Below are 21,836 nucleotides of genomic sequence, written 5' to 3' on the forward strand. Positions count from 1 at the left end.
AAAATTGCCTGAAAGGTACTAGACTAGGCACTTCTGAAGTGGGCGTGTAGCTCAGTTGGGAGAGCGTCGCCCTTACAAGGCGAATGTCGGGAGTTCGAGCCTCTCCACGCCCACCACTTCAAAGATTCATTCCTTGTTTTTTCTTCTACTTATTCTGTTGTTTATAACTTTTTGTATTTATTTGTTTAAACATGTATTGTTTATGCCCAATAAATTTCCGCAATCATAAAAATAAACTAGGAATTATTTGTGAATAACGTAGATGAGAGAGTACTGGTATCCTTATGTCCTGATCCTGTTATTGGGGTTGATGGAACTGGGATTATTCAGCTTTTCAATGCTGCTGCAGAAAAGCTACTGGGTTATGCTGCTGCAGATGTTGTAGGGAAGCTTAGTATTACCTCAATCTATCCTGATCTTGATTCTGCTCGTCAGATAAAACGCCTCATGTTTTCTGATGAATGCGGGGAAAGTGGTTCAATTGAAGGTTATGAAGCGACTGTTATGACCATAAACGGTAATACAGTCCCTGTCAGACTTTCTGCTGCAATTGTGGATAAAGATGAGGGAAGCAGCATCGGCTTTTTCCACGACCTCACCGAGCGGCACAACCTTGAACGGCAACTACATAAGCTTTCTATCACTGATGAGCTGACAGGTTTGTATAACCAGCGTCATTTTTATCAGGTTCTGGCAAAAGAGCTGGATCGATCCAAGCGTTACAAGCATGATCTCAGCCTTATCTGTTTTGATCTGGACAACTTTAAAAAAGTTAATGACTCGTTAGGCCATATAGAGGGCGACCGTATTCTTAGAACGGTTGGTGAGTTATTACATGAGGCGCTTCGCCTGTCAGATATAGCAGTACGTTATGGCGGTGATGAATTCATGGTGCTTCTGCCTGATACGGGTATTGAAGCAGCAGCGAAAACTGCAGAGCGTATTCGATACCTATTCAATACGAAGTGTCCTTACAGTGTTGAGAAGGGGAGCGGGGGTATTGCTAAAGTTTCCATGAGCCTTGGGGTCACTGAGACTAATGGTTCGGAAAAACCCGACCAAGTAGTTCAACGTTCAGACCTAGCTATGTATCAATCTAAGAGTTCAGGGGGTAACAGAACTGTCCTTATCAACCAGCATATTGGTGATGTGGTTCAGGATTCTACTTCCTCTTAACCGAGGGAAGCTACAAACAAGTCCTATACGACTCAGGCTTACAGAGCAATTGAAGCACGAGGCAATGATTACAGGCATGATGGTTGCCTGTCGAAAATCATTAACAAAGTGATTCAGTTGCTCTGTAAGCCCCGTAGGGTGGGTTCTAAAACGACCATCTACTTTGTCAGTCAGCTTGAAAAGGTCTCGACATTTCACTGCGTTGACTTTCGCGTATCTGGTCGTTTTATAACCCACTGAGAAAGTATGAGACTTATTCGTAGGTTCCCTAGTTACTTAATACCAAATAAAAAAGCCGCGTCATTATGACACGGCTTTTTTATTGAATGTTTTTACTCATCACATCGTTGGACAGAACATTTCATGTAGTGTGTGAATGATACGTTTTGCGGTATCACCTTGCAGTGAGTAAAAAATAGTCTGAGATTCTCGTCTGGTTTTTACCAGGCCATCTTTGCGAAGTACCGCTAAATGTTGAGATAGAGCTGATTGGCTCAGATCCAGGCAATTGTTTAATTCTGTTACGGAAAGCTCTTTTCCATCAAGGTAGCAAAGAATAAGCAAGCGGCTCTCATTGCCTAGCGCCTTCATCAGCTTGGCTGCCTGACTTGCATTTGCTTTCATCATCTCTAAGGTTTCAGCATCTAATGTTGCTGCATTTGTATCGTTCAACTTATCACTCCGAACCGCTGTGTTTTACTTATCGTTTTGGGAGACTCTTCTCCATCAGCGTCGCGCTTTGGGGTCGATTAATCGACTTTATAGTTATTAGTATTGGTGTTTTTATAACATTACAAATACTACCGAATTACTGCTTGTTTCGCAATTTTCTAATTTAGCCTAGTTGAAATATTAGATAATACTAATATAATTGCCATATTAATAATTTCTAATGAAGTTTCAATAGGTGTGGCTAATGGGTTTTAAAGCGTGGATCGTTGCGGTTTCTATGGAAAAACCGAAGCAGGTTTTCTTCACGATTCTGGCTATGGTTATTCTGGCTGCTATACAGATTCCGAGTATCAAAGTTGATACTGATCCGGAAAATATGCTGCCTCATGATCAGGCTGACAGAGTATTCCATGATGAGATGAAACAACGCTTCTCTCTGTATGACATGATCGTGGTTGGTGTTGTTAATACAGAGCACCAAGATGGAATCTACAACCCACAAACTCTATCTGATCTGCATAAACTTTCTACTGCTGTACAGGCGATGGATGGTGTTATTCGTCAAGATCTCATGGCGCTGAACACGGTTGATAATATCAGTCAGATGCCAGATCAGCCTGGAACGATTCGTTTTGAATGGATGATGAAATCAGCGCCAACCACATCCGAACAGGCGCTCGTAATTAAGCAGTCTGTAGAACGTTTACCTCTGCTACACAATACATTGGTTTCCGGCGATGCTAAGGCGGCAGGCATCTATATTCCGATTGTTTCCAAATCTGAGAGCTATCGTCTTTCAAAAGAGATTCAGAGCAAGATTGATGAGCTCAAGTCCGCTTCACCGCAATCGGGTAATCAATTCTATATGGCTGGCCTGCCGGTAGCAGAGGATACCTTCGGCGTTGAGATGTTTATCCAGATGGCGATCTCAGCACCGCTGGCGGGCTTGATGATCTTTGTGTTGATGTGGGTTTTCTTCCGCTCTATGTTACTAATCACTGCGCCAATGCTGGTTGCCATGGGAGCGGTTATTATCACTATGGGGTTGCTGATAGGTCAGGGTTATACCGTTCATATTATGAGCTCGATGATTCCGATCTTCCTTATGCCCATAGCTGTTGTCGATTCAGTACACATCCTTTCAGAATTTGCTGATCGTTATAAGCCGGGTGAAAAACCACATAAGGCTCTAAGAGAGGTGGTAGGTCATCTGTTTACACCGATGTTGTATACCTCGGTTACCTCTGCAGTAGGTTTTGCATCACTCGCTTTTACGCCTATACCGCCAGTACAGATCTTTGGGCTGCATGTAGCTTTCGGTATTTTGCTGGCTTTCCTACTCACCATTACATTGGTTCCGGCTTATATTGTCAGTCTTTCTGACCAGCGTTTGGCTGCCCTTAAAGATCATTCAATCGATGAAGAGTCATCGGGTCTGTTGGGTAAGTTGCTTGCTGTAACAGGTCGATTCTCTATTGCTAAATCAAAAGGTCTGGTTGTCACGTTTATCGCACTAGTAGCGGTTTCTATCTACGGACTTACAACTATTCAGATTAACGATAATCCGGTGCGTTGGTTTAAAGAAGATCATCGCCTTCGTATTGCTGATAAAGTGATGAACAGCCACTTCTCAGGTACTTACGATGCATTTCTGGTACTAGAAAAAGCGACGCCTTCCAGTGAGAGGGAAGCGTTGATCAGCTCACTGAAGGGAGAGGTCAAATCATCTGATGTATCGGCTAACCTGGACCTAATGTTGAAGGAAAACCAGGGGCTGCCATTTAATTCAATGCTGGAGAAACTCAGTTTTGCTCTGGATGATGCCGCTTATGAAGATGCGGATAATGAAGAACAGTGGCTGGCGATGTTGGATATCGTTGAAAGTGTTCAGGCTGAGAGTAAATATTTCCTAACGCCAGAAGCGCTGGGCTACCTGGAAGGTTTGCAGAATTATCTGAATAGTTCGGAACTGGTCGGTAAAAGTAACTCTTTGGTTACTCTACTGAAGACGGTTTACCGTGAGCTGCAAGGTGGTGATGACAGTCAGTACCAGTTGCCAGCTAATGCGACCGCTGCGGCGCAGACTATCCTTAGTTTCCAGTCCTCCCATCGTCCAGATGACCTGTGGCATATGGTAACAACAGATTACAGTTCTACCGCGCTATGGCTCCAGCTGAAGAGCGGTGACAATCAAGATATGAGCCGTGTGCTTGATCTGGTTGATCAGTACGTAGCGGAGAATCCTCTGCCGCAGAATGTTGAGATGAATTGGGCGGGGCTGACATATATTAACGTAGTCTGGCAGGAGCAGATGGTCAGCGGCATGCTCAACAGTTTGATCAGTGCCTTCTTTATGGTACTGCTGATGATGCTGTTACTGTTCCGCTCAATCAAAATTGGTCTGCTGGCGATGTTGCCTTTGTCAGTTACGATTCTGTTTATCTATGGCCTGATTGGTTTTATCGGCAAGGATTACGATATGCCTATTGCGGTGCTTTCTGCTCTGACATTAGGACTTTCCGTGGACTTTGCTATCCATTTCCTTGAGCGTTGTCGAGCTATCTATCGTAAAACCGGCAACTGGCCTGCCACTATCGATGAGGTTTATAAAGGCCCAGCGCGAGCTATTAGTCGGAATGCGGTTGTGGTTGCGGTTGGTTTTACACCGTTGTTGTTTGCGCCGTTGGTTCCATACATCACCGTAGGATTCTTCCTGGCGATGATTATGGCTGTTTCTGCTGTGGTGACCGTGATACTGCTACCTGCTGTTATTAACGGAATTAAAGATAAAGAAAGTCTGTTCTCTGTTCACGCCAATGAGGAGAAGGAAAATGCTTAAACAAGTTTTTACTACAGTGGCTATTAAAGCAATTACTGCAGCTGCTCTGATGATTACCTCATTGAGTGTATTTGCAGCTGATCTTACCGATGCTAACGAGATCGTGACCCAAGCTAACCTGACCTCTTACTACGCTGGTGACGATGGTCGTTCAGAAGCACGAATGCTGATCAAAGATGCGCAGGGTCGGGAGCAGAAGCGTCAGTTCACTATTCTGCGTCGTGATCGAGAAGAGGGTGGAGAGCAAGACTTTCTGGTAGTTTTCAGCCGCCCGGCTGATGTGCGTAATACGGTATTTCTGGTAGCGAAAAAGCCAGGTAATGATGATGACCGCTGGCTCTACTTACCGGGTTTGGATCTGGTAAAACGTATCTCTGCTGGTGATAAGCGTACTAGCTTTGTTGGCTCCCACTACTTCTATGAAGATGTATCCGGACGTGGCACAGAGGAAGACAGCCATACCCTGTTGGAAACTACTGCAGAGCACTATGTAGTGGAGAATAAACCGTTGGATAGCTCCAGCGTTGAGTTCAGCCAATACACTGCCTGGATCAACAAAGTGACATTCCTGCCGGAAAAGATCGAGTATCTGGATGAAAACGGAGAGCTTTATCGCCGTGTTGAGGTATTGGCCAGCGAAGAGATTCAGGGACATGCTACTGTAACTAAGTCGCGGGTTTCCGATCTGCGTAGCGGCGGTTCAACTACTTTGGAATTTCGTTTCCAGAAATACGATCTGGGGATGGAACAGGCGGTCTTTAGCGAACGTTCTTTGCGTAGACCACCACGTGAATGGTTACGGAGAAGTAAATAATGCCGTTTGCAACCCGAGCAATCTCACTACTGCTAGCTCTAATGGCAACACCTCTCTATGCATCAGATGATTGGGGAGATGATGCCTGGGGTGATGAAGATAAACAGGAGACCCAACTACATGGCTTTATAGAGCTGGCAGGGGGAGGGAGAACGGATAATGATCTGGTCATGGCTGATGATGACCTGACATTGGCTGAACTTAGAGGTCGTATAGAAGTGGAAACCTACCGCGGGGATGTGCGGTTCAGTGGTAAGCTTGATCTTTATTTAGAGAGCGCTGATGGTGTTGATAGTGGGCTGCAGCTGCATCTACGTGAAGCACTGATGGATATGTCACTGAGTGATTCAGTCGATCTACGCGCTGGTCATCAGATACTGACCTGGGGAACGGGTGATCTGGTGTTCCTGAATGATCTATTCGCCAAAGATTGGCAGTCGTTCTTTTCAGGACGGGATGATGAATACCTTAAGGCTCCATCAACCAGCTTGAAGCTTTCCTACTATGGAGAAAGTGCCAATCTGGATTTTGTCTGGACGCCTGTGTTTGCCCATGATCAGTTTATCGAAGGTGAGCGCTTTTCCTATTTCTCGCCCATGAGTGGTTCTCAGGCAGCTGCTCCAACAGGAAAGTTGTCCCCGGAATATCCAGCTGAAACATTCTCCAATGGTGAATTTGCCGCTCGTTTACATGGCTCGGCCCAATTGTTTGGAAGTAGTAACACCGAGTGGGCTGTTTACGCTTACCGAGGGTTCTGGAAACAGCCTAATGCATTAAACAGTAGCGGTCAGGCATACTTTTCACCGATGAATAGCCTTGGGGCTAGTCTACGCACGAATGTTGCTGGTGGTATCGGCCATGCAGAGCTTGCCTGGTACAACGGTGAAGATGACAGCGGGGCAGATCCAACGCTGCCGAACAATCAGCTGCGTTTCCTGCTGGGTTATGAGCAGGAGCTGGTGCCTAAACTGACTATGGGTGTGCAGTACTACCTCGAACATATCCAAGACTATGATGATTTGGCTGCCAACGATGGTGGCTCTCCTTATCGTCCTGATGAAAACAGAGAACTCTGGACCCTGCGTCTGACCTACAGCGCTATGCAGGACAACCTGGTCATGAGCTGGTTCAGTTTCTACTCTCCAACAGATCAGGACTACTATCACCGTCCATCGGTGAAGTACCGGTTTAATGATGAGCTGAGTTTAACTGTGGGTGGCAATCTGTTTGGTGGTAAGCAGGCGCATTCATTCTTTGGGCAGTTTGAAAATGCGTCAAATATTTATGCTAGAGTGCGTTGGAGCTACTGAACTATAAATTCTGTAGGTAAACGGTTAAGTCATTTGCTGGAGGAGTAGCAGGTACTTGGTACATCATATCTGCTACAAACCCTCGGTGATAAGTCCCGTGATTTACCACGTGAAGAATAATATCGGATCGCGTCATTTCCCCTTCTTTTCCGTCTACAAATCTGAACTCAATAATGTCAGATAGAAAGCTTTCTTCGAGAGTTTCGATGTAATCTAAATACCATAAATCCATCTGTTCCTGTTGTTGCTGCAAAGTCTCTAACGGAGGGTGAGACACAGTGTTACGCTCGGTGTAGATATGGGGTTGGGAAAGAAGATGTGCCTTAAAAATATCATCGATGACATAAACATGATTCAAGGTATGCAACATGTTGCCAAAGCGGGTTGGGCGAGGTTTGACAAGCTCCTCTGTTGGCAACTCCCCTAGCGCGGCAAAGGTTAATTGGTTCGCCCAGCGTTTATATTCTACCAATTGAACAAGTTTTTCTTTGAGTTGCATTGTTGATGTCTTTTTGGGAACAGATGTTTTGAGTATAAAGAGAGAAACCTTCGGGTGAAATAACAATGGTTGCCCGGATTTGCTATGGGTGTTGTTTTGGAGAATCGTTTTGGAGAAGTAATGGAACGTAGAGAGTGCGTTTGTTTCTTGTTGGTCGAGAATGATCAGATTCTTCTCGAAAAACGCTTCAATGATGCATGCGGCGAAAGTTATCTTAATATTCCCGGTGGGCATTTTGAGGCAGGTGAGACACAAGTTGAAACGTTATTGCGCGAGGTTGAAGAGGAACTAGGGGTAACACCTCTCGCTTACACATTCTTATGCTCAGAACAGTTTGATAAGTTTGGACCACAACTGTTGCACTATTTTGTGGTTACAAAGTGGTCGGGCAGGGTGCTTAATAATGAGTTACAGCAGTTGGTTTGGAGCCCTCTAAAGAATGTGTCTCTCGCAAATAAGCCGGATAGAGTCGCCGTTAAGTGTTATCAGGATAGCTTGGTTGAGGATTCATCGAGTAACTGACTGTTAAGCGTAGTCATGCCTTTGTCCCCGGCGCCTTGATTTCTTCTCAGGCTGGAAATTCGCTGGCGTTGAGCAGTTTCTGCCATTTTTCTTAGAGGTGTATAGGGCTTCGTCAGCTTTTTTGATAACCGCTTGTGGATCGGTTAGTTCGGCTGTTTTTTCACAAAAACCGATACTGATAGTCACACTGACAACTTCCGTCTCTGGTGCATTCTTACGCAACTTTTGTCCTTGTTCATTATCTTCAGGGCGGTTCTGATTACGGATGTGCATTGGATAGTTAGCGATGGTTTCGCGTAGTTGTTCAATGTATGGCAAGGCTTCAGCTTCGTTCTTGCCGGGGAAAACCAGAGTGAATTCTTCACCACCATAACGGTAGGCTTTGCCTCCGCCACTGACCTGGTTCAGCTTAGCTGCCACCATTTTAAGAACCTGATCGCCTACATCGTGGCCGTAGGTATCGTTGAATTTTTTGAAGTGGTCGATATCACACATTGCTAGTGTGTACTTCTTACCCAGTGTTGATAGTTTATCCTGCAGCGCTCTACGAGCAGGGATACAGGTTAGTTCATCGATAAATGCCATTCGGTAGGAGTTTTGTACTACCGAAATGGCCAGGGCAATTAGGCTTGCTGATACAAACAGTGCCGAGATCAGTGGTTGGTTAAACCAGCTCAGCATAATCAGGGCGGAGATAATGGCGGCAAACAGGGCAGCATCAGTGTAAGTTTTACGCAGAATAAAAGAGACAAAAACCGGAATGAGGCTGAGCCCGAAAGTCAGTGCAGCTGCTTCACTGAGGTAATATTCGTGCAGGAGCATCTCTAGCATCACCATTGGAAGATCAGGTAGATAGAGTGCCAGCGAACCATTTTTCAAGAGTACGTAGAGCGGCAAGTAGCTCAGTACGATCAGCAGTACACGGATGATGCCGATAGGGGTTAACAGCCCACGCTCTTTGTAAAGAGAGATGAGGGCAAGGTGTACTGGAAGCAGCAGAGAAAGCATGCTGAACAGCACAAACGCATCTGGCTGATTGAGGCTAGTTTGCAGTCCAATTTGGATCAACCAGTAGGCGGCTATAAGGTTTAGCGCGGCGAAAAGGATGCGACTGCGATTAAAGCCGTAACCCAGTAGTGCGACTATTAGTGCCAACGGATAGGGTGTCAGAGTGACAATGTGCTGATATTCGGGACTGAGCTGTGCCGCCATGGGTAATAGAAACCCTGCTCCAATTAGAAGGAGTAACGACGGGACAATTAAACCGGCAATCCTAAGCAACAAAAATCCAACCCGCTTGTTTGAAATATGGGGCTATTGTAGCTCTTCGTATAGAAAAAATATTGTTTTTAGTTATAAAAAAACCGGACTCAGAGAGCCCGGCTAAAGCGGATATTTGAGTGAAATAATCCAGGAGAGTAGTGATTCCGCGTGTACCTATTCGGCTAAGCAGATTCCGTTTTCTTAAAGCCCAACAACTGAGCTACTGACATCGCAGGGCACCATCCGGTGAATGCCGATTGAGCCAGGCTCACACCCACAACTGCAGTGATGATCAGAAGATTTGCAGGCATTGCCAGAACCATAACGGCAGCTACGGTCAACAACACAACAGAACCAGCAATGATATGCAGCCCCTGGTGAACACTCATGCCTTCACTGACACAAGCTTCAGCTTTTAGGCCAAGTTTCTGGAAGAAGAACACCGCAGGGCACCATTTAGTGAAACCTGACTGTAGAAGGTTTAGGCCAACAAAACCGGTCAGGTAATACCAGTTAGCATTAATATAGGTTCCCAGAGCAAGGCTGATCAGGATAACTGTACCTGCCATAAGGCGAAGGGCTGCATTGATAGACATGTAATATACCTGCGAAATTTTCGAATTCAGTTGGGTATATTATATATAAGTAATATCTAATATGAATATTTTGATTAGCTTTATTTCTTATAAACCGCCCATTTCCCTTGTTGAAAAGTTATAAGCCAAATGGCTAATGACTATGGGCTGGCGCTGATGCGATTTTCTGTCCAGAATCAAAGAAGAGGAGACGTTTGATCTGGAGAGGGTAATGGACAAAATCCTGGTGAATATCGACCTTAAACATGATCCTGCAACGCTGTTGCAGAAAGCTGCGATGATGGCGAGGCAGTATGGGGCTTCACTTGAGCTATTCAACTGTTGTTATAACCGTTCGATCAAACAGAGTTATCTCTTTGATCGGGACCAGGAACAACATGTGGAACATGCTTATGTTCGTCAGGTTGAGGCGAAGCTGGAAGATTTGTGTCAGCCGCTTATCGCCGCGGGATTAAATGTCGATTTTGATGCTTCATGGAATCGACATCAGGGGGAGGGTATTGTCAGAAAAGTTCTGCGCTATCAGCCTGACCTAGTGATGCATCCAATTCAGCCGCATAATCGGCTAGGACATTACCTGTTTGCTTCGGTTGACTGGCAGGTGGCGCGTAAGTGTCCGGTCCCTGTCTTGTTTGTAAAGGATCGCCCTTGGAATGAGATAACCCGGATCACCGCCTGTATTGACCCTTTACATGAGGGGGATGAACATGCGGAATTGGATAAGGAGATATTATCCAGCAGTTTGACCCTGGCAAAAGAGGGGTTGTCTGAACTGAGGATACTGCACTGCTATAACTCTCTTCCTCATGAGGCGATCTTTGATGAACATCTAGTGACAGATTATGAAGCGCTCCAGGGTAAGGTTGAAAAGCTCCACTTTGGCAGTTGTGATCAGTTACTCAAAGAGTTTGATCTATCAACTGATTCTCATCAGGTGGATGTATTGAAAGGGGAGACTGATCTGACCATCAGTAATTATGCTCAGCATAATAATATCGATATTGTTGTGATGGGTGCGGTAGCCCGCAGTGTGCTTGATAGAATACTGGTAGGCAGCACTATTGAACATGTGGTAGATCACGTGGATTGTGACGTGCTTTTAGTGAAGAAAGCCGATTTTGAATGTCCGGTTCCTGAATAATGCGCTACTTAATAGGCGTTTTTCTGCCAGCTGCAGCTCAAGTGTTGGTGGTGTTTATTATTGCTTCAATGAATCAGGGAAATGGGTCTTGGGCTGGATTAGCCGCTTTTCTGATAGGCATGATCGCGATACCACTTACTGCGCTTATTAACGGGCTTTATGTCTGGAAAAACCCACAACACAGTATGATTCAGGTAATTGGCAAATGCTTTACTTTGGCGTTTATTACGCCATTACTGTGTACGCTGACCTTGTTTCTCTGAGCCCTCTTGCTTAGTAAACACAACACTCTTGCTCAGTAAACACAATAAGTAGGGATCAGTTTGATGGAGTAAAGCTGATCTCTACAAAGAAAAAACCATACTCTGTTTCAAAAGGGATAGTGATAACCGGTCCTTTCAGTGAATGCTCTATTCTATGGTCTTTGCCACTGACAATTACGGGAGTGGCCATATTAAAGTTGTGACCGTCATCAGCCAGTTTTGCTTTCGCGCCGCCTGTTGAGATGTTGGTAAGTTCGCCTACCAGGTCTATGACAGTTTCATCAATGTCGCTAAAGGTTTCCCCAAGCATATTTTCAGCCACTTGTAGGATAAGTGGTTTGCTAAAAGAAATTGCAAAAGAGCCCTTAACCTTGTCTCCGGCCATGCCTATGATGCCGGTGATCTCTCCACCTGCACTGGCTCCTTTCTTTAGTGCAGGTTTGCCTGGAACAGAGGCTAGCATAGCCATCGTTTCTAGCGTATTACAAATCGAAGCGAGAAATGGGTTTATAAACTGAGAGTTCATCTATGAAATCTATCTACAACTACTAATACAAAAAATAGATTACCCGTTAAAGGTGACAACCTGATGATCAGGGTGTTGCTATCCTATGAACAGATCAGACGAGATACGTTGCTGACAGATCTTTCACGACAGGTAATACAGATATAACCAAAAGGGCAGCCATTATAACATTAAATGTTTTCTGGAATACTTCATCTTTTAAGTACTTTTGTATTAAAGATCCAAAAAACAGCCACACACCCACGCAAGGGAAAGCTGCGATAAAGAAGACTGTGGAGATCACTATCACCTGTAGCAGGATAGAGCTGTCCTGACTCGTATATGCAGCGATCGCGCCTGTAGCCATAATCCAGGCTTTGGGATTCACCCACTGAAATAAAACGGCCTGAATAAATGTCATCGGTCTGGAGTTATTGTCCTTAGTTTCCAGTGGGCCGGTTGACGCGGTTGCTACTTTCCATGCCAGATAGAGCAGATAGGTAAGTCCCATTACTTTAATCAGCTCATGGAAAATTGGGAAACTCTCAAATACCGAGCCAAAGCCCAGGCCCACCGCGGCTACCATCAAGGGAAAGCCGATACAGATCCCTAATAGGTGCGGCAAACTGCGTTTTACGCCGTAGTTAACACCGGAGCTAAGAATCATGATGTTGTTGGGGCCGGGAGTTACTGTTGTTGAAACAGCGAACACCAGAATAGCGATATAGAGTTCCATTATTTTGCCTTCAATATTTTAACCGTTGTTGTGGCAACTGTGATTGGAACTATTATCGTTTGAGTTATTAATGCATTACAGATTCAGGTTGGTATAAATAAAATCAGTACAGTTTGGTGGTTTGATCTCTGTGTTGGTTTTAAAAACAGCACAGTTTGCGGTTATTGCTTTTGCGCATCATTTTGGGCTTTCAGTGCCGCAGCTTCACGGAGTTTATCTTTCTTACTCTTACGTTTGCCCTTAACTGGCGCTTTCCCTTTTTTTGCGGTTACTGATTCCGGTATATCTTTGGAGCGTTCAAAGCCTTCAATCTGCTCTCGAGATATTTGTTGTTGAATACGTTTCTCAATGAGCTTGAAGTGTGCATCACCTTCATGATCAACAAAAGAAAGGGCCTGACCGATCTCTCCGGCACGGGCTGTACGGCCAATTCTATGAACATAATCTGCTGGAGAGCGTGGCAGATCGTAGTTAAGTACACAGGGAAGATTGGGAATATCGATTCCACGCGCAGCTAGGTCGGTTGCGATCAGAATTTTACAGCGGCCAGTGCGAAAATCTTTTAACGCCTGTGTACGCTCAGTTTGTGTCAGGTCCCCATGCAGGGTCTGGGCTTGAATACCAGAACGGTAGAGTTTCATCTCTACGTTATTGGCCGTGCGTTTGCTGGCGACAAAGATCAGTATCTGGGACCACTGTTTCTGTTTCAGAAGGTACTTAAGCAGCATTGTTCGGTTGTTTCGATCAACTTCAATTGCACGCTGGACCAGCTGTTCCGGAATTGTACTTTCCTGCTTTATCTCGATTTCAACTGGGCTATCCAGCAAGTCTTCAGTAAGTGTTTTAACACCCTTAGGGAAGGTTGCTGAGAACAATAGGTTCTGGCGTTGGTTGGGGAGTTCATCAAGAATCTCATCCAGTTCATCAGCAAAGCCCAGATCAAGCATACGATCGGCTTCATCAAGTACTAGTGTGGTAACCGCTCTGAGGTCAACTGCGTTACGATCAACCAGATCCAGTAATCGCCCAGGTGTTGCCACTACGATGTCACAGCCACCACGCATGGCCTGCATCTGGTTATTGATGGAAACGCCACCAAAGACTGCCAGTGTTTTTAATTTTCTAGGGAAGAAGCGAGCGTATTGTCTGATGGCTTCCTCTACCTGAACGGCCAGCTCGCGGGTAGGTACCAGCACCAATGCTGTCACCAGATTTCCCTGGGGTGGGAGCGCTTTAACAAGCCGCTCCAGAATAGGCAAGGTAAAGCCTGCTGTCTTACCTGATCCGGTTTCCGCAGCGGCTAGAATGTCATCACCTTCCAATATGGCTGGGATAGCTTTTTCCTGAATCGGTGTAGGCTGTTCATAGCCTAGGTCTTTAAGAGATTTAAGGAGAAACTCGGACAGGCCAAGGGAGGTAAATGACATAGAAAAGGTACTTTATAAGGGACTCAGTGGGAGGTAATTCTAACAGAAACTGCAGATCTGTTTGTGGTGAGGGGCCTTGTACAGTTAGACCCCTGGTGACGGATCGCCTTAAATGTCCAGTTCTGCCCAGATTGGCGCGTGGTCAGAAGGTTTTTCCATGCCTCGTAGTTCGTAATCGACACCGCTGTTTTTGCATTTCTCCAACAGAGACGCTGTGAGCAGAATGCCATCAATACGCAGACCACGTTTTGGCTCTGCATCAAAACCACGGGAGCGGTAATCGAACCAGCTGAATACCTGATCTTCGTCAGGATTCTGGTGACGGAAGCTATCGGTCAGCCCCCAGCCTGTCAGCTTCGCATACCACTCGCGCTCTTCGGGCTGGAAACTGGCTTTACCGGTTTTTAACCAGCGTTTGCGGTTTGGTTCCCCTATACCAATATCTTTATCTTCTGGGGAGATATTCAGATCCCCCATCACAACGATATTCTGTTCTGGGGAACACTGTTCTTCCAGGTGGCTCTGTAGGTCTGCGTAAAACTTGCGTTTTGCTGGGAATTTAACTTCGTGCTCGACGTTTTCACCCTGCGGGAAATAACCGTTCAGAACCCGTACAACCTCGCCGCTGTCGGTTTGGTAGTCACCCATAATCATACGACGTTGTGCATCTTCTTCGTCGGTCAGGAAGCCTTTCTGTACGTTCTGCAGTGGTTTCTTAGAAATCAGGCAAACACCGTAATGGCCTTTCTGACCATGGATCTCAACTTCGTAACCCATTGCCTTCACATCTTCCATCGGGAAAGCCTCGTCATGAACTTTGGTTTCCTGTAGACCGATAACGTCTGGCTGATATTTGTCGATAACTGCCTGTAGCTGATGCAGGCGTGAGCGAAGTCCGTTGACGTTGAAGCAAACCAGTTTCATAGGTGGCTAATCCTTATCGAAGAATGGAGAAAGGGGATTCTATTGGACATCCCGGACAATTAATACCGATCACGAATTAGTTTTTTTTATCAGCGTACTAAACTTTCTTAATTGGTTTGATCTAAAGTGGTTCGGTAGAGTTGGATCATCGACAAAAGACACAAGAATTAAAGGGGACTTTGAGTATCTCAAATTCCCCATGAGATAGAGGAGCCTATTGTGGCTGAATATGATTTTGATCTGTTTGTAATTGGTGCTGGTTCAGGTGGTGTCCGCGCGGCACGTATGGCTGCTGGTATGGGTGTTAAGGTTGCCATTGCTGAAGATCGTCACTTGGGTGGGACTTGTGTCAATGTAGGCTGTGTTCCAAAGAAACTGTTTGTTTATGCGTCACACTATGCTGAAGGTTTCGAGGAAGCAGCGGGTTTTGGTTTAACCAATAAAGGTGTTGAGTTTGATTGGCCAACTCTGCGTGATAACAAAACCAAAGAGATCGAGCGTCTTAATGGCATCTATCAGAACCTGTTAGTGAACTCAGGATGTGAGCTTATCAATGGCCGTGCCACTTTGGTTGACCCGCACACGGTTGAAGTAGCAGGCAAGCATTACACCGCAGAGAGAATTCTGGTTGCTGTAGGTGGCTGGCCCAATGTGCCGGAGATTCCGGGTAAAGAGCACATCATCAGTTCCAACGAAGTTTTCTATCTGGATGAATTTCCGAAAAGAGCGCTGGTTGTAGGTGGTGGTTATATCGCAGTTGAGTTTGCAGGTATCTTTGCAGGCCTGGGAGCGGAAACAAAGCTGGCTTACCGGGGTGATCTTTTCTTACGTGGATTTGATAATGAGATCCGTCAGTTCACTGCACAGGAAGTGGCAAAGAAAGGCGTTGATCTGCTGTTTAACAACAATGTGGAATCTATTGAAAAACAAGCTGATGGTTCCTATCTGGCTCAGATGACAGACGGTTCTACTATCGAAACGGATCTGATCATGTATGCAACAGGCCGTAATCCAAAGGTTGAGGGGCTTGGTCTGGAACAGTTGGGTATCGAACAGGCGAAGAACGGCGCTATTGTTGTTAACGATGAGTTTCAGACGAATGTACCTTCTGTCTACGCGGTAGGCGATGTAATCGATCGGGTGCAGCTGACGCCAGTAGCGCTGGCTGAGGGTATGGCTCTGGTACGCAACCTGTACGCTGGGGCTAAACAGAAAGTGGATTATGACCTGATTCCTACCGCTGTATTCTGCCAGCCAAATATTGGTACTGTGGGTTTAAGCGAAGAACAGGCCCGTGAGCAGTACAGTAATATTGAAGTCTATAAATCTGAGTTCCGTGCCATGAAGCACACATTAAGTGGCAGTGAAGAGCGTACTTTTATGAAGATGCTGGTGGATGCTGATTCCCGTAAGGTCCTGGGCGTGCATATGGTTGGTCCAGATGCGGGTGAGATTATTCAGGGTATCGGTATTGCTTTGAAGGCGGGAGCAACCAAAGAGGTGTTTGATAGCACTATTGGTATCCATCCTACTGCTGCGGAAGAGTTTGTTACTATGCGTGACCCAGTTTCAAACTAGCTCTACGCGTAACTTGTACTTAAAGGCCCAATTTTGCGGGCCTTTTTTATGTAATAAGGTACGGCTTTAAACGAAAAGAAATATGAGCTTAGATTATTAGATGTATTGATTATGAGCCTTTGATTAACCACACAAACAGCATGTGATAGGATCATTGAGGTAGTAGATAATATTTTAATAATACTGATAATGCGTTTACTCTTCTTGCTCTCTTTGTTCACTTTTCCTGTGAGTGTTTCTGCTCAAGAGCCAATTATGCCTTTGACGGCGGTGCCCGGACTGTCGGCCGAAAAAGTAGAACTTGGACGTCAGTTATTTAAGGATAAACGGTTATCCCGTGACAACTCCGTTAGCTGTGAAACTTGTCATGATCTTAAAACCAATGGCTCAGATAGTTTGCCTCGTTCAGTTGGTATCGATGATAAGAGGGGAGCTACCCGTTCCCCCACGGTTTACAACACTACCTATAATATCGCCCAGTTTTGGGACGGGCGAAGCCGCACTCTAGAGAATCAGGTATCAGGCCCTGTGCATGATCCAGTGGAAATGGGGAGCCATTGGGGTCAGGTGGTGAATAAGTTAAGTCAGGATAAAACGTTACAAAAACGTTTTGAGAACTTATATCCCGACGGTATTACGGCTGCAAATATTGTTGATCTGATTGCTACGTTTGAGCGTTCTTTAGTCACCTTGAACTCGAGTTTCGACCAATGGTTACAGGGTGATGAATCAGCTTTAACTGAAGATGAAAAAGAAGGCTACTCGCTATTCAAAGCATATGGCTGTATCAGCTGCCATCAAGGGAAAAATGTTGGCGGTAATATGTATGCTTATATGGGAACAATGGGGGACTATTTTGCTGATCGTGGTCAACCTGTTACTAAAGCAGATTTCGGCAGGTATAACGTTACGGGCAATGAAGTAGATAAGCATTTGTTCAAAGTGCCTAGCCTGCGTTTGGCAGCGTTACAGAAATATTTCTTTCATGATGCCAGTGTTTCCAGCCTGGAGGATGCTATTCAGATGATGGCCCATTACCAGTTGGGTCGACAAATAAATCGTAGCGATGTGAGTAAAATTTCTAAGTTTTTACATACTCTGGTTGGCCAGCACCCGGAGCTATCTCAATAATGAAGCAAGGAGTTTCCAATTCGGTTTTTCTACAGGCTGGACTGGTTGTAGCTCTATGTGCGCTTCTGCTGTTCTTTTTTAGGGTAAACACCCAGCACTCCGATCTGCACTCCGAAAGGGTTAGTTCTCTTCTGATAGCGGATGAACTTGATGCTCAGTTAGACCTAATAGCGTTACAGATCCTTACTGCTAATATGCAGCAGTATGACTCACTGGTCGGTTTATATGATCAGTTCACTAATTTACGTATAGGTTTAGGTAGTAAAGAGGGTGAAGGCTTTGTTGGTGTCCCATCTGATGTAGCCGAAGATTCTGCTGAATTACTTAACAACTTGCAGATCAAATTAGAACTTATCGAAAGATTAAAAACCCAGTCAGCTTCGGTGCGTAATGGGTTGTTATACCTGCCTACACTGAGTGCGGAGCTGGATCAGCATCCCTTCAGGTATCTGGTGCATCCACGAGAGTTTGTAACTTGGTTGATGTCATATAGCCACTTGGGAAGTGACTCCAGTAGGGAAGAGCTTGTGGGTAAAATGGATTTGGTGCAGCGTTGGTTGAACAATCACCCGGATGATCTGTTATTTAAAAACTTTTCCCAACATCTGACATTCAGCTTGAATAATCAGAAGCGTTTATCCGCTCTAAAGGCCACATACCTTTCAGTCCCAAGCAAAGAGGCGTTAGGCGAGCTTCGTTCTAGTTATCTGGCATTTCATGCTTCCGAGGTTGCCAGAATAAAGACTATGAGTATTCAACTCTTGCTGCTTTGTGTGGCGCTAGTGGGATATCTCATATTTATTTTGCGCCGTTTAGATAAGGCCCGTGTTGAAGCGGAAGAGGCAAGCAATTTATTACATGATGCTGTTGAGCGCTTGTCAGAGGGATTTGCTCTTTATGCAAATGACGGCACATTACGCTTAACCAATAGCCGTTGGCTGGAGCTGTATGGACTGACAGATATCAGGAAATACCCCGCTACTTTGGATGAATTAGAGCATCGCAGTTCTGAATTTATCTTTGAGAGTTTTTGCCATGAAGACGACAAAACAGGTCAACAATTCACCCTGCAAAAAACGACTAATGGGGCTTGGTTACAAGCCACGGACACCAAGACCAGTGATGGTGGTCTGGTATGTGTACGGGTTGATATCACTGATTATAAAGAGGCAGAACTTCAGCTGCGCCAGTTAGGTAGCGCGGTTGAGCAGAGTCCCGCGTCAATAGTTATTACCAATATTGATGGCACTATCGAGTATATCAATCCTAAATTTGAACAGGTGACTGGTTATAGTTTTGAAGAAGCTGTCGGTCAGAATCCGAAGATCCTGAAATCGGGTTACTCTTCAGAGAAAGAGTACGCTTCAATGTGGCAGGAGTTGCTTTCTGGAAAAGAGTGGCGTGGCACATTTTATAACCAGAAAAAAGATGGCACTAATTATTGGGAGTCTGCTTCCATATCGCCTATCAAAGATAGTCATGGCCAGATCACCCATTTTGTTGCAGTGAAAGAAGATATTACTCAGCAGAAAAAAGCCAATGATGATTTGAAGATGGCTGCTGCGGTTTTTGAGGCCACTCAGGAAGGTATTATGATTACCGATCCTGACCTTAACATTACTGCAGTTAATCCTGCATTTACCACAATCACCGGCTACAGCGAATATGATGTTTTAGGTAAGAGCCCAGCGATTCTCAGCTCGGGTAAGCATGGCGCCGATTTTTACCAAAAGATGTGGGAAGAACTTTGGAGCGAGGGTTGCTGGTCTTCTGAAGTATGGAACAAGAAGAAGGATGGTACGCTCTATCCACAGTGGTTATCGATCAGTGTGGTACATGATGATGAGGGTAAAGCTGCTCAATACATTGGTGTGCTTTCGGATATGTCAGAGCGTAAAGCGCACGAAGAGCAGATCCACTATCAGGCCTATTATGATGGTTTAACTGGTTTGCCAAATCGTACTCTGCTGATGGACCGAATTGAGCATGATATTACTGTTTCTAAACGTAGTGGGCATCTTAGCAGCCTGTTGTTTGTTGATCTGGACAGGTTCAAGCGGGTCAACGACACAATGGGGCATGAGGTAGGAGATCGACTACTGGTTGAAGTGGCTGAGCGTCTCAAATCGGTTGTGCGCGAGAGCGATACCATCTCTCGTTTTGGCGGAGATGAATTTGTTATTCTGTTAACGGATATCCCCTCAGCAGAAAGTGCGGCGGTTGTGGCTGAAAAAGTCATTAATGCTCTGGGGCAGCCGTTCGATCTTAATGGTTATGAGGTCTTCTCTGGGGCCAGTGTGGGCATCACTATGACACCTACTGATTCTGATGTGCCTGTTGAGTTACTTCGCCTGGCTGATCTTGCGATGTATAAAGCGAAGGAATCAGGACGAAATCAGTTCCACTTCTTCGCAAGAAAGATGCAGGAGCGGGTCAACCGCCGCGTTGTTCTGGAGCATATGCTGCGTAAAGGGCTTGAAGAAGGAGAACTTGAGGTTTTCTATCAGCCGATTATCGATGCCAAAACTCACAAAATCTTTGGTGTAGAAGCTCTGTTACGTTGGTTCCAGCCTGAGGAAGGTAATATCTCTCCCTATGAATTTATTCCAGTAGCTGAGGAGAGCGGTCTGATCGCGCCACTGGGAGAGATGGTGTTGATGCGTGCTTGTCAGGATATTCAAGAGATCCATCAGATCGGTAGAAAATTCCATTTATCCGTAAATGTATCTAGCCAGCAGTATCGCCTAGGTTTTGATGCCGGCAAGATAGCAGGCATTTTGGAATTGAGTGGTTTTTCTGGAGATTACTTGTCGCTGGAGCTCACAGAGAGTCTGCTGTTTGATGGTGATAGGGATATCATGGCGTGGCTGAAGGCGATTAAGGACCTCCAGGTTAAACTGTCCATCGATGATTTCGGCACCGGATACTCATCTCTCAGTTATCTGAAACGCTTCCCTATTGATATCCTGAAAATTGACCGGGCTTTTGTAGCTGATCTAGACGGTAGCGGGGACGCTTCTTCTTTAGTTAACGCCATTATCTCAATGGCGGAAAGTTTAAATCTGGATGTTATTGCTGAAGGCGTGGAAACTGGAAACCAACTGGATATCATCGCCCAGCTTGGCTGTGATTATGTTCAGGGTTACTTCTACGCAAAACCGATGGCAAAAGAGGATCTGATCAGTTGGATTGAGCATCATGAACAGATGTATCCGCAATCAGATTCTGATGAGCTTTTACTACCGGAATACGTTATTTAAGTTACCTATCGAAGCAGTATACCCATTAAAGCAAAACCAGCTACCAGCAACAGAATAGGTGGTTTAAATCGTTGCAGTATAAAGAAACCGATAATGACCGCGGCCATATCTGCAGGCGAACTTACCGTGCTGATAAAAACAGGTTGATAGAGTGCCGCCAGAAGTAGTCCAACTACTGCTGCGTTGATTCCCCAGACCGCCCCGGCTACTTTGGATTGATGAGCTAACGATTCCCATGCACCCTGCAGACTAAGTATCAGTAGAAAACCGGGTAAAAAAACTCCGAGGGTCGCGATGATGGCTCCTAACAGGGGAAGGTTTTCCATCATATCTGCACCTAGGAATGTTGCTAGAGTAAACATTGGTCCAGGGATCGCCTGAGCTGCGGCGTAACCGAGAATAAACCTATCCGGTGAAATAGCCTCTCCGATGCTTTGTTGTAACAAAGGCAGAACGACATGACCGCCTCCAAACACCAGACTACCCGCTTGATAAAAAGCTGAGAAAAGGGCTGCCCAGTCCGACATCATTGCTAGCAGTGGTAATAGCAGAAACAGTACTAAAAAAGTTATTAAGGGCAGTTTATTGGCTTTGATTGGTTTTTCTATCGTCTTAATCTCCCCTTTGTAGAGAAGAATGCCGGCGCCTGCAGCAAGAAGTAGTATGCTCATCTGAGTCCATAACCCCGGAGCTAACAGCAGCGCAACAGCAGTAAATATAGCGATGTACAGTGCAGAAGTTTCTTTACAGAAACTACGCTGCATATTTAAGACAGCATCAGCAACTATAACCACCGCAAGTAGTTTCAGGCCATGCACCACTGCAGTAATGATTGAGTCTTCCCCCTGAATATTCATAACAGCTAGGAAATATAGGATCAGAAATGAGGGTAGGGTAAAACCGAGAAATGCAGCGATACCACCGGCAAGGCCAGCCCTGCGTAAACCGAGAGCAAAACCCACTTGGCTGGAACCAGGGCCAGGGAGAAACTGACTTAGTGATATAAGGCGGGCATAGGCTTCCTGATCAATCCATTTATTTTCCTGGACGAATGTTTTCTGAAAATACCCTAAATGTGCTGCAGGGCCACCAAAGCTTGTACAACCCAATAGTAGAAAACGCCAGAAAACTTCCCAGACCTGGTTCATCACTGATCCATTATTAAAATAGACAGCAGATT

At 45.4% G+C, this 21,836-nt stretch carries 19 protein-coding genes and 1 tRNA gene; 11 read left to right on the top strand and 9 right to left on the bottom strand.

The genetic code is table 11. From position 1 onward, the window contains the following. Positions 1 to 40: 40 nt before the first annotated feature. A tRNA-Val gene (locus GY843_RS10950) sits at positions 41 to 116 on the top strand. A 133-nt stretch (positions 117 to 249) separates the two neighbouring features. Beyond that, positions 250 to 1,176: a sensor domain-containing diguanylate cyclase gene (locus GY843_RS10955; RefSeq protein ID WP_297309464.1), complete on the top strand. Its 927-nt coding sequence runs from the start codon at positions 250 to 252 to the stop codon at positions 1,174 to 1,176. A gap of 339 nt (positions 1,177 to 1,515) precedes the next feature. Here the strand turns inward: GY843_RS10955 and GY843_RS10960 are convergent, their stop codons facing one another. Beyond that, positions 1,516 to 1,800 (bottom strand): helix-turn-helix transcriptional regulator, encoded by a 285-nt coding sequence (locus GY843_RS10960; RefSeq protein ID WP_297309538.1) that lies wholly within the window; start codon positions 1,798 to 1,800, stop codon positions 1,516 to 1,518. Positions 1,801 to 2,092: 292 nt separating this feature from the next. Between GY843_RS10960 and GY843_RS10965 the strand changes: the two genes are divergently transcribed. From GY843_RS10965 to GY843_RS10975, 3 genes are read left to right on the top strand one after another with little or no spacing between them, the layout of a single operon-like run. Continuing rightward, complete coding sequence (locus tag GY843_RS10965) at positions 2,093 to 4,687, top strand: MMPL family transporter (RefSeq protein ID WP_297309466.1); 2,595 nt, start codon at positions 2,093 to 2,095, stop codon at positions 4,685 to 4,687. Next, entirely contained in the window at positions 4,680 to 5,501 is an 822-nt protein-coding gene (locus GY843_RS10970; protein ID WP_297309468.1) for an outer membrane lipoprotein-sorting protein, read from the top strand. Before GY843_RS10965 ends, GY843_RS10970 begins: the two co-directional genes overlap by 8 nt. After that, positions 5,501 to 6,811, top strand: coding sequence for a hypothetical protein (locus tag GY843_RS10975; protein WP_297309470.1), 1,311 nt, complete (start codon positions 5,501 to 5,503; stop codon positions 6,809 to 6,811). The genes GY843_RS10970 and GY843_RS10975 overlap by 1 nt, the downstream gene beginning before the upstream one ends. 1 nt (position 6,812) lies before the next feature. On the opposite strand, the gene GY843_RS10980 is transcribed toward GY843_RS10975, so the two are convergent. Continuing rightward, positions 6,813 to 7,310 carry a DinB family protein gene (locus GY843_RS10980; protein WP_297309473.1) on the bottom strand — a complete coding sequence of 166 codons (498 nt, stop codon included), beginning with the start codon at positions 7,308 to 7,310 and terminating at the stop codon, positions 6,813 to 6,815. 84 nt (positions 7,311 to 7,394) lie between these two features. Here GY843_RS10980 and GY843_RS10985 point away from each other — a divergent pair, with 84 nt between their 5' ends. Next, complete coding sequence (locus GY843_RS10985; RefSeq protein ID WP_297309477.1) at positions 7,395 to 7,832, top strand: NUDIX domain-containing protein; 438 nt, start codon at positions 7,395 to 7,397, stop codon at positions 7,830 to 7,832. A gap of 3 nt (positions 7,833 to 7,835) precedes the next feature. Here GY843_RS10985 and GY843_RS10990 read toward each other — a convergent pair whose 3' ends face one another. Together GY843_RS10990 and GY843_RS10995 are read right to left on the bottom strand one after the other, a co-directional pair. Then, entirely contained in the window at positions 7,836 to 9,044 is a 1,209-nt protein-coding gene (locus GY843_RS10990) for a GGDEF domain-containing protein (protein WP_297309482.1), read from the bottom strand. Positions 9,045 to 9,277: 233 nt separating this feature from the next. Beyond that, the gene (locus tag GY843_RS10995) at positions 9,278 to 9,691 is read right to left on the bottom strand and encodes a DUF2892 domain-containing protein (RefSeq protein WP_297309484.1); all 414 of its coding nucleotides are present in this window, start codon (positions 9,689 to 9,691) and stop codon (positions 9,278 to 9,280) included. A gap of 211 nt (positions 9,692 to 9,902) precedes the next feature. On the opposite strand from GY843_RS10995, the gene GY843_RS11000 reads away from it, so the two are divergent. Both GY843_RS11000 and GY843_RS11005 read left to right on the top strand, forming a co-directional pair. Continuing rightward, complete coding sequence (locus GY843_RS11000; RefSeq protein WP_297309486.1) at positions 9,903 to 10,832, top strand: universal stress protein; 930 nt, start codon at positions 9,903 to 9,905, stop codon at positions 10,830 to 10,832. Next, positions 10,832 to 11,095 carry a hypothetical protein gene (locus GY843_RS11005; RefSeq protein WP_297309488.1) on the top strand — a complete coding sequence of 88 codons (264 nt, stop codon included), beginning with the start codon at positions 10,832 to 10,834 and terminating at the stop codon, positions 11,093 to 11,095. The genes GY843_RS11000 and GY843_RS11005 overlap by 1 nt, the downstream gene beginning before the upstream one ends. Positions 11,096 to 11,150: 55 nt before the next feature. Here GY843_RS11005 and GY843_RS11010 read toward each other — a convergent pair whose 3' ends face one another. From GY843_RS11010 to xthA, 4 genes are all read right to left on the bottom strand, one after another. Further along, positions 11,151 to 11,621, bottom strand: a complete 471-nt coding sequence (locus GY843_RS11010) for a chemotaxis protein CheX (protein WP_297309491.1) — start codon at positions 11,619 to 11,621, stop codon at positions 11,151 to 11,153. A 94-nt stretch (positions 11,622 to 11,715) separates the two neighbouring features. Continuing rightward, positions 11,716 to 12,336, bottom strand: a complete 621-nt coding sequence (locus GY843_RS11015; protein ID WP_297309493.1) for a LysE family translocator — start codon at positions 12,334 to 12,336, stop codon at positions 11,716 to 11,718. Positions 12,337 to 12,497: 161 nt separating this feature from the next. Further along, positions 12,498 to 13,763, bottom strand: coding sequence for a DEAD/DEAH box helicase (locus tag GY843_RS11020; protein WP_297309495.1), 1,266 nt, complete (start codon positions 13,761 to 13,763; stop codon positions 12,498 to 12,500). Positions 13,764 to 13,871: 108 nt separating this feature from the next. Beyond that, a complete protein-coding gene (xthA, locus tag GY843_RS11025; protein ID WP_297309496.1) occupies positions 13,872 to 14,687 on the bottom strand; it encodes an exodeoxyribonuclease III in 816 nt (271 codons plus the stop codon). A gap of 219 nt (positions 14,688 to 14,906) precedes the next feature. On the opposite strand from xthA, the gene gorA reads away from it, so the two are divergent. The 3 genes from gorA to GY843_RS11040 all read left to right on the top strand — a co-directional run bounded on the left by gorA (position 14,907) and on the right by GY843_RS11040 (position 20,656). Next, positions 14,907 to 16,265: a glutathione-disulfide reductase gene (gorA, locus tag GY843_RS11030; RefSeq protein ID WP_297309498.1), complete on the top strand. Its 1,359-nt coding sequence runs from the start codon at positions 14,907 to 14,909 to the stop codon at positions 16,263 to 16,265. A 255-nt stretch (positions 16,266 to 16,520) separates the two neighbouring features. Then, entirely contained in the window at positions 16,521 to 17,396 is an 876-nt protein-coding gene (locus GY843_RS11035) for a cytochrome c peroxidase (protein WP_297309500.1), read from the top strand. Beyond that, positions 17,396 to 20,656: an EAL domain-containing protein gene (locus tag GY843_RS11040; protein WP_297309503.1), complete on the top strand. Its 3,261-nt coding sequence runs from the start codon at positions 17,396 to 17,398 to the stop codon at positions 20,654 to 20,656. Before GY843_RS11035 ends, GY843_RS11040 begins: the two co-directional genes overlap by 1 nt. A gap of 5 nt (positions 20,657 to 20,661) precedes the next feature. Here GY843_RS11040 and chrA read toward each other — a convergent pair whose 3' ends face one another. Next, the gene (chrA, locus tag GY843_RS11045; RefSeq protein ID WP_297309505.1) at positions 20,662 to 21,804 is read right to left on the bottom strand and encodes a chromate efflux transporter; all 1,143 of its coding nucleotides are present in this window, start codon (positions 21,802 to 21,804) and stop codon (positions 20,662 to 20,664) included. Between the last annotated feature and the right edge of the window lie 32 nt (positions 21,805 to 21,836).

It is taken from the genome of Neptuniibacter sp., assembly GCF_024231755.1.
In the GTDB taxonomy this organism is placed as follows: Bacteria; Pseudomonadota; Gammaproteobacteria; order Pseudomonadales; family Balneatricaceae; genus Neptuniibacter.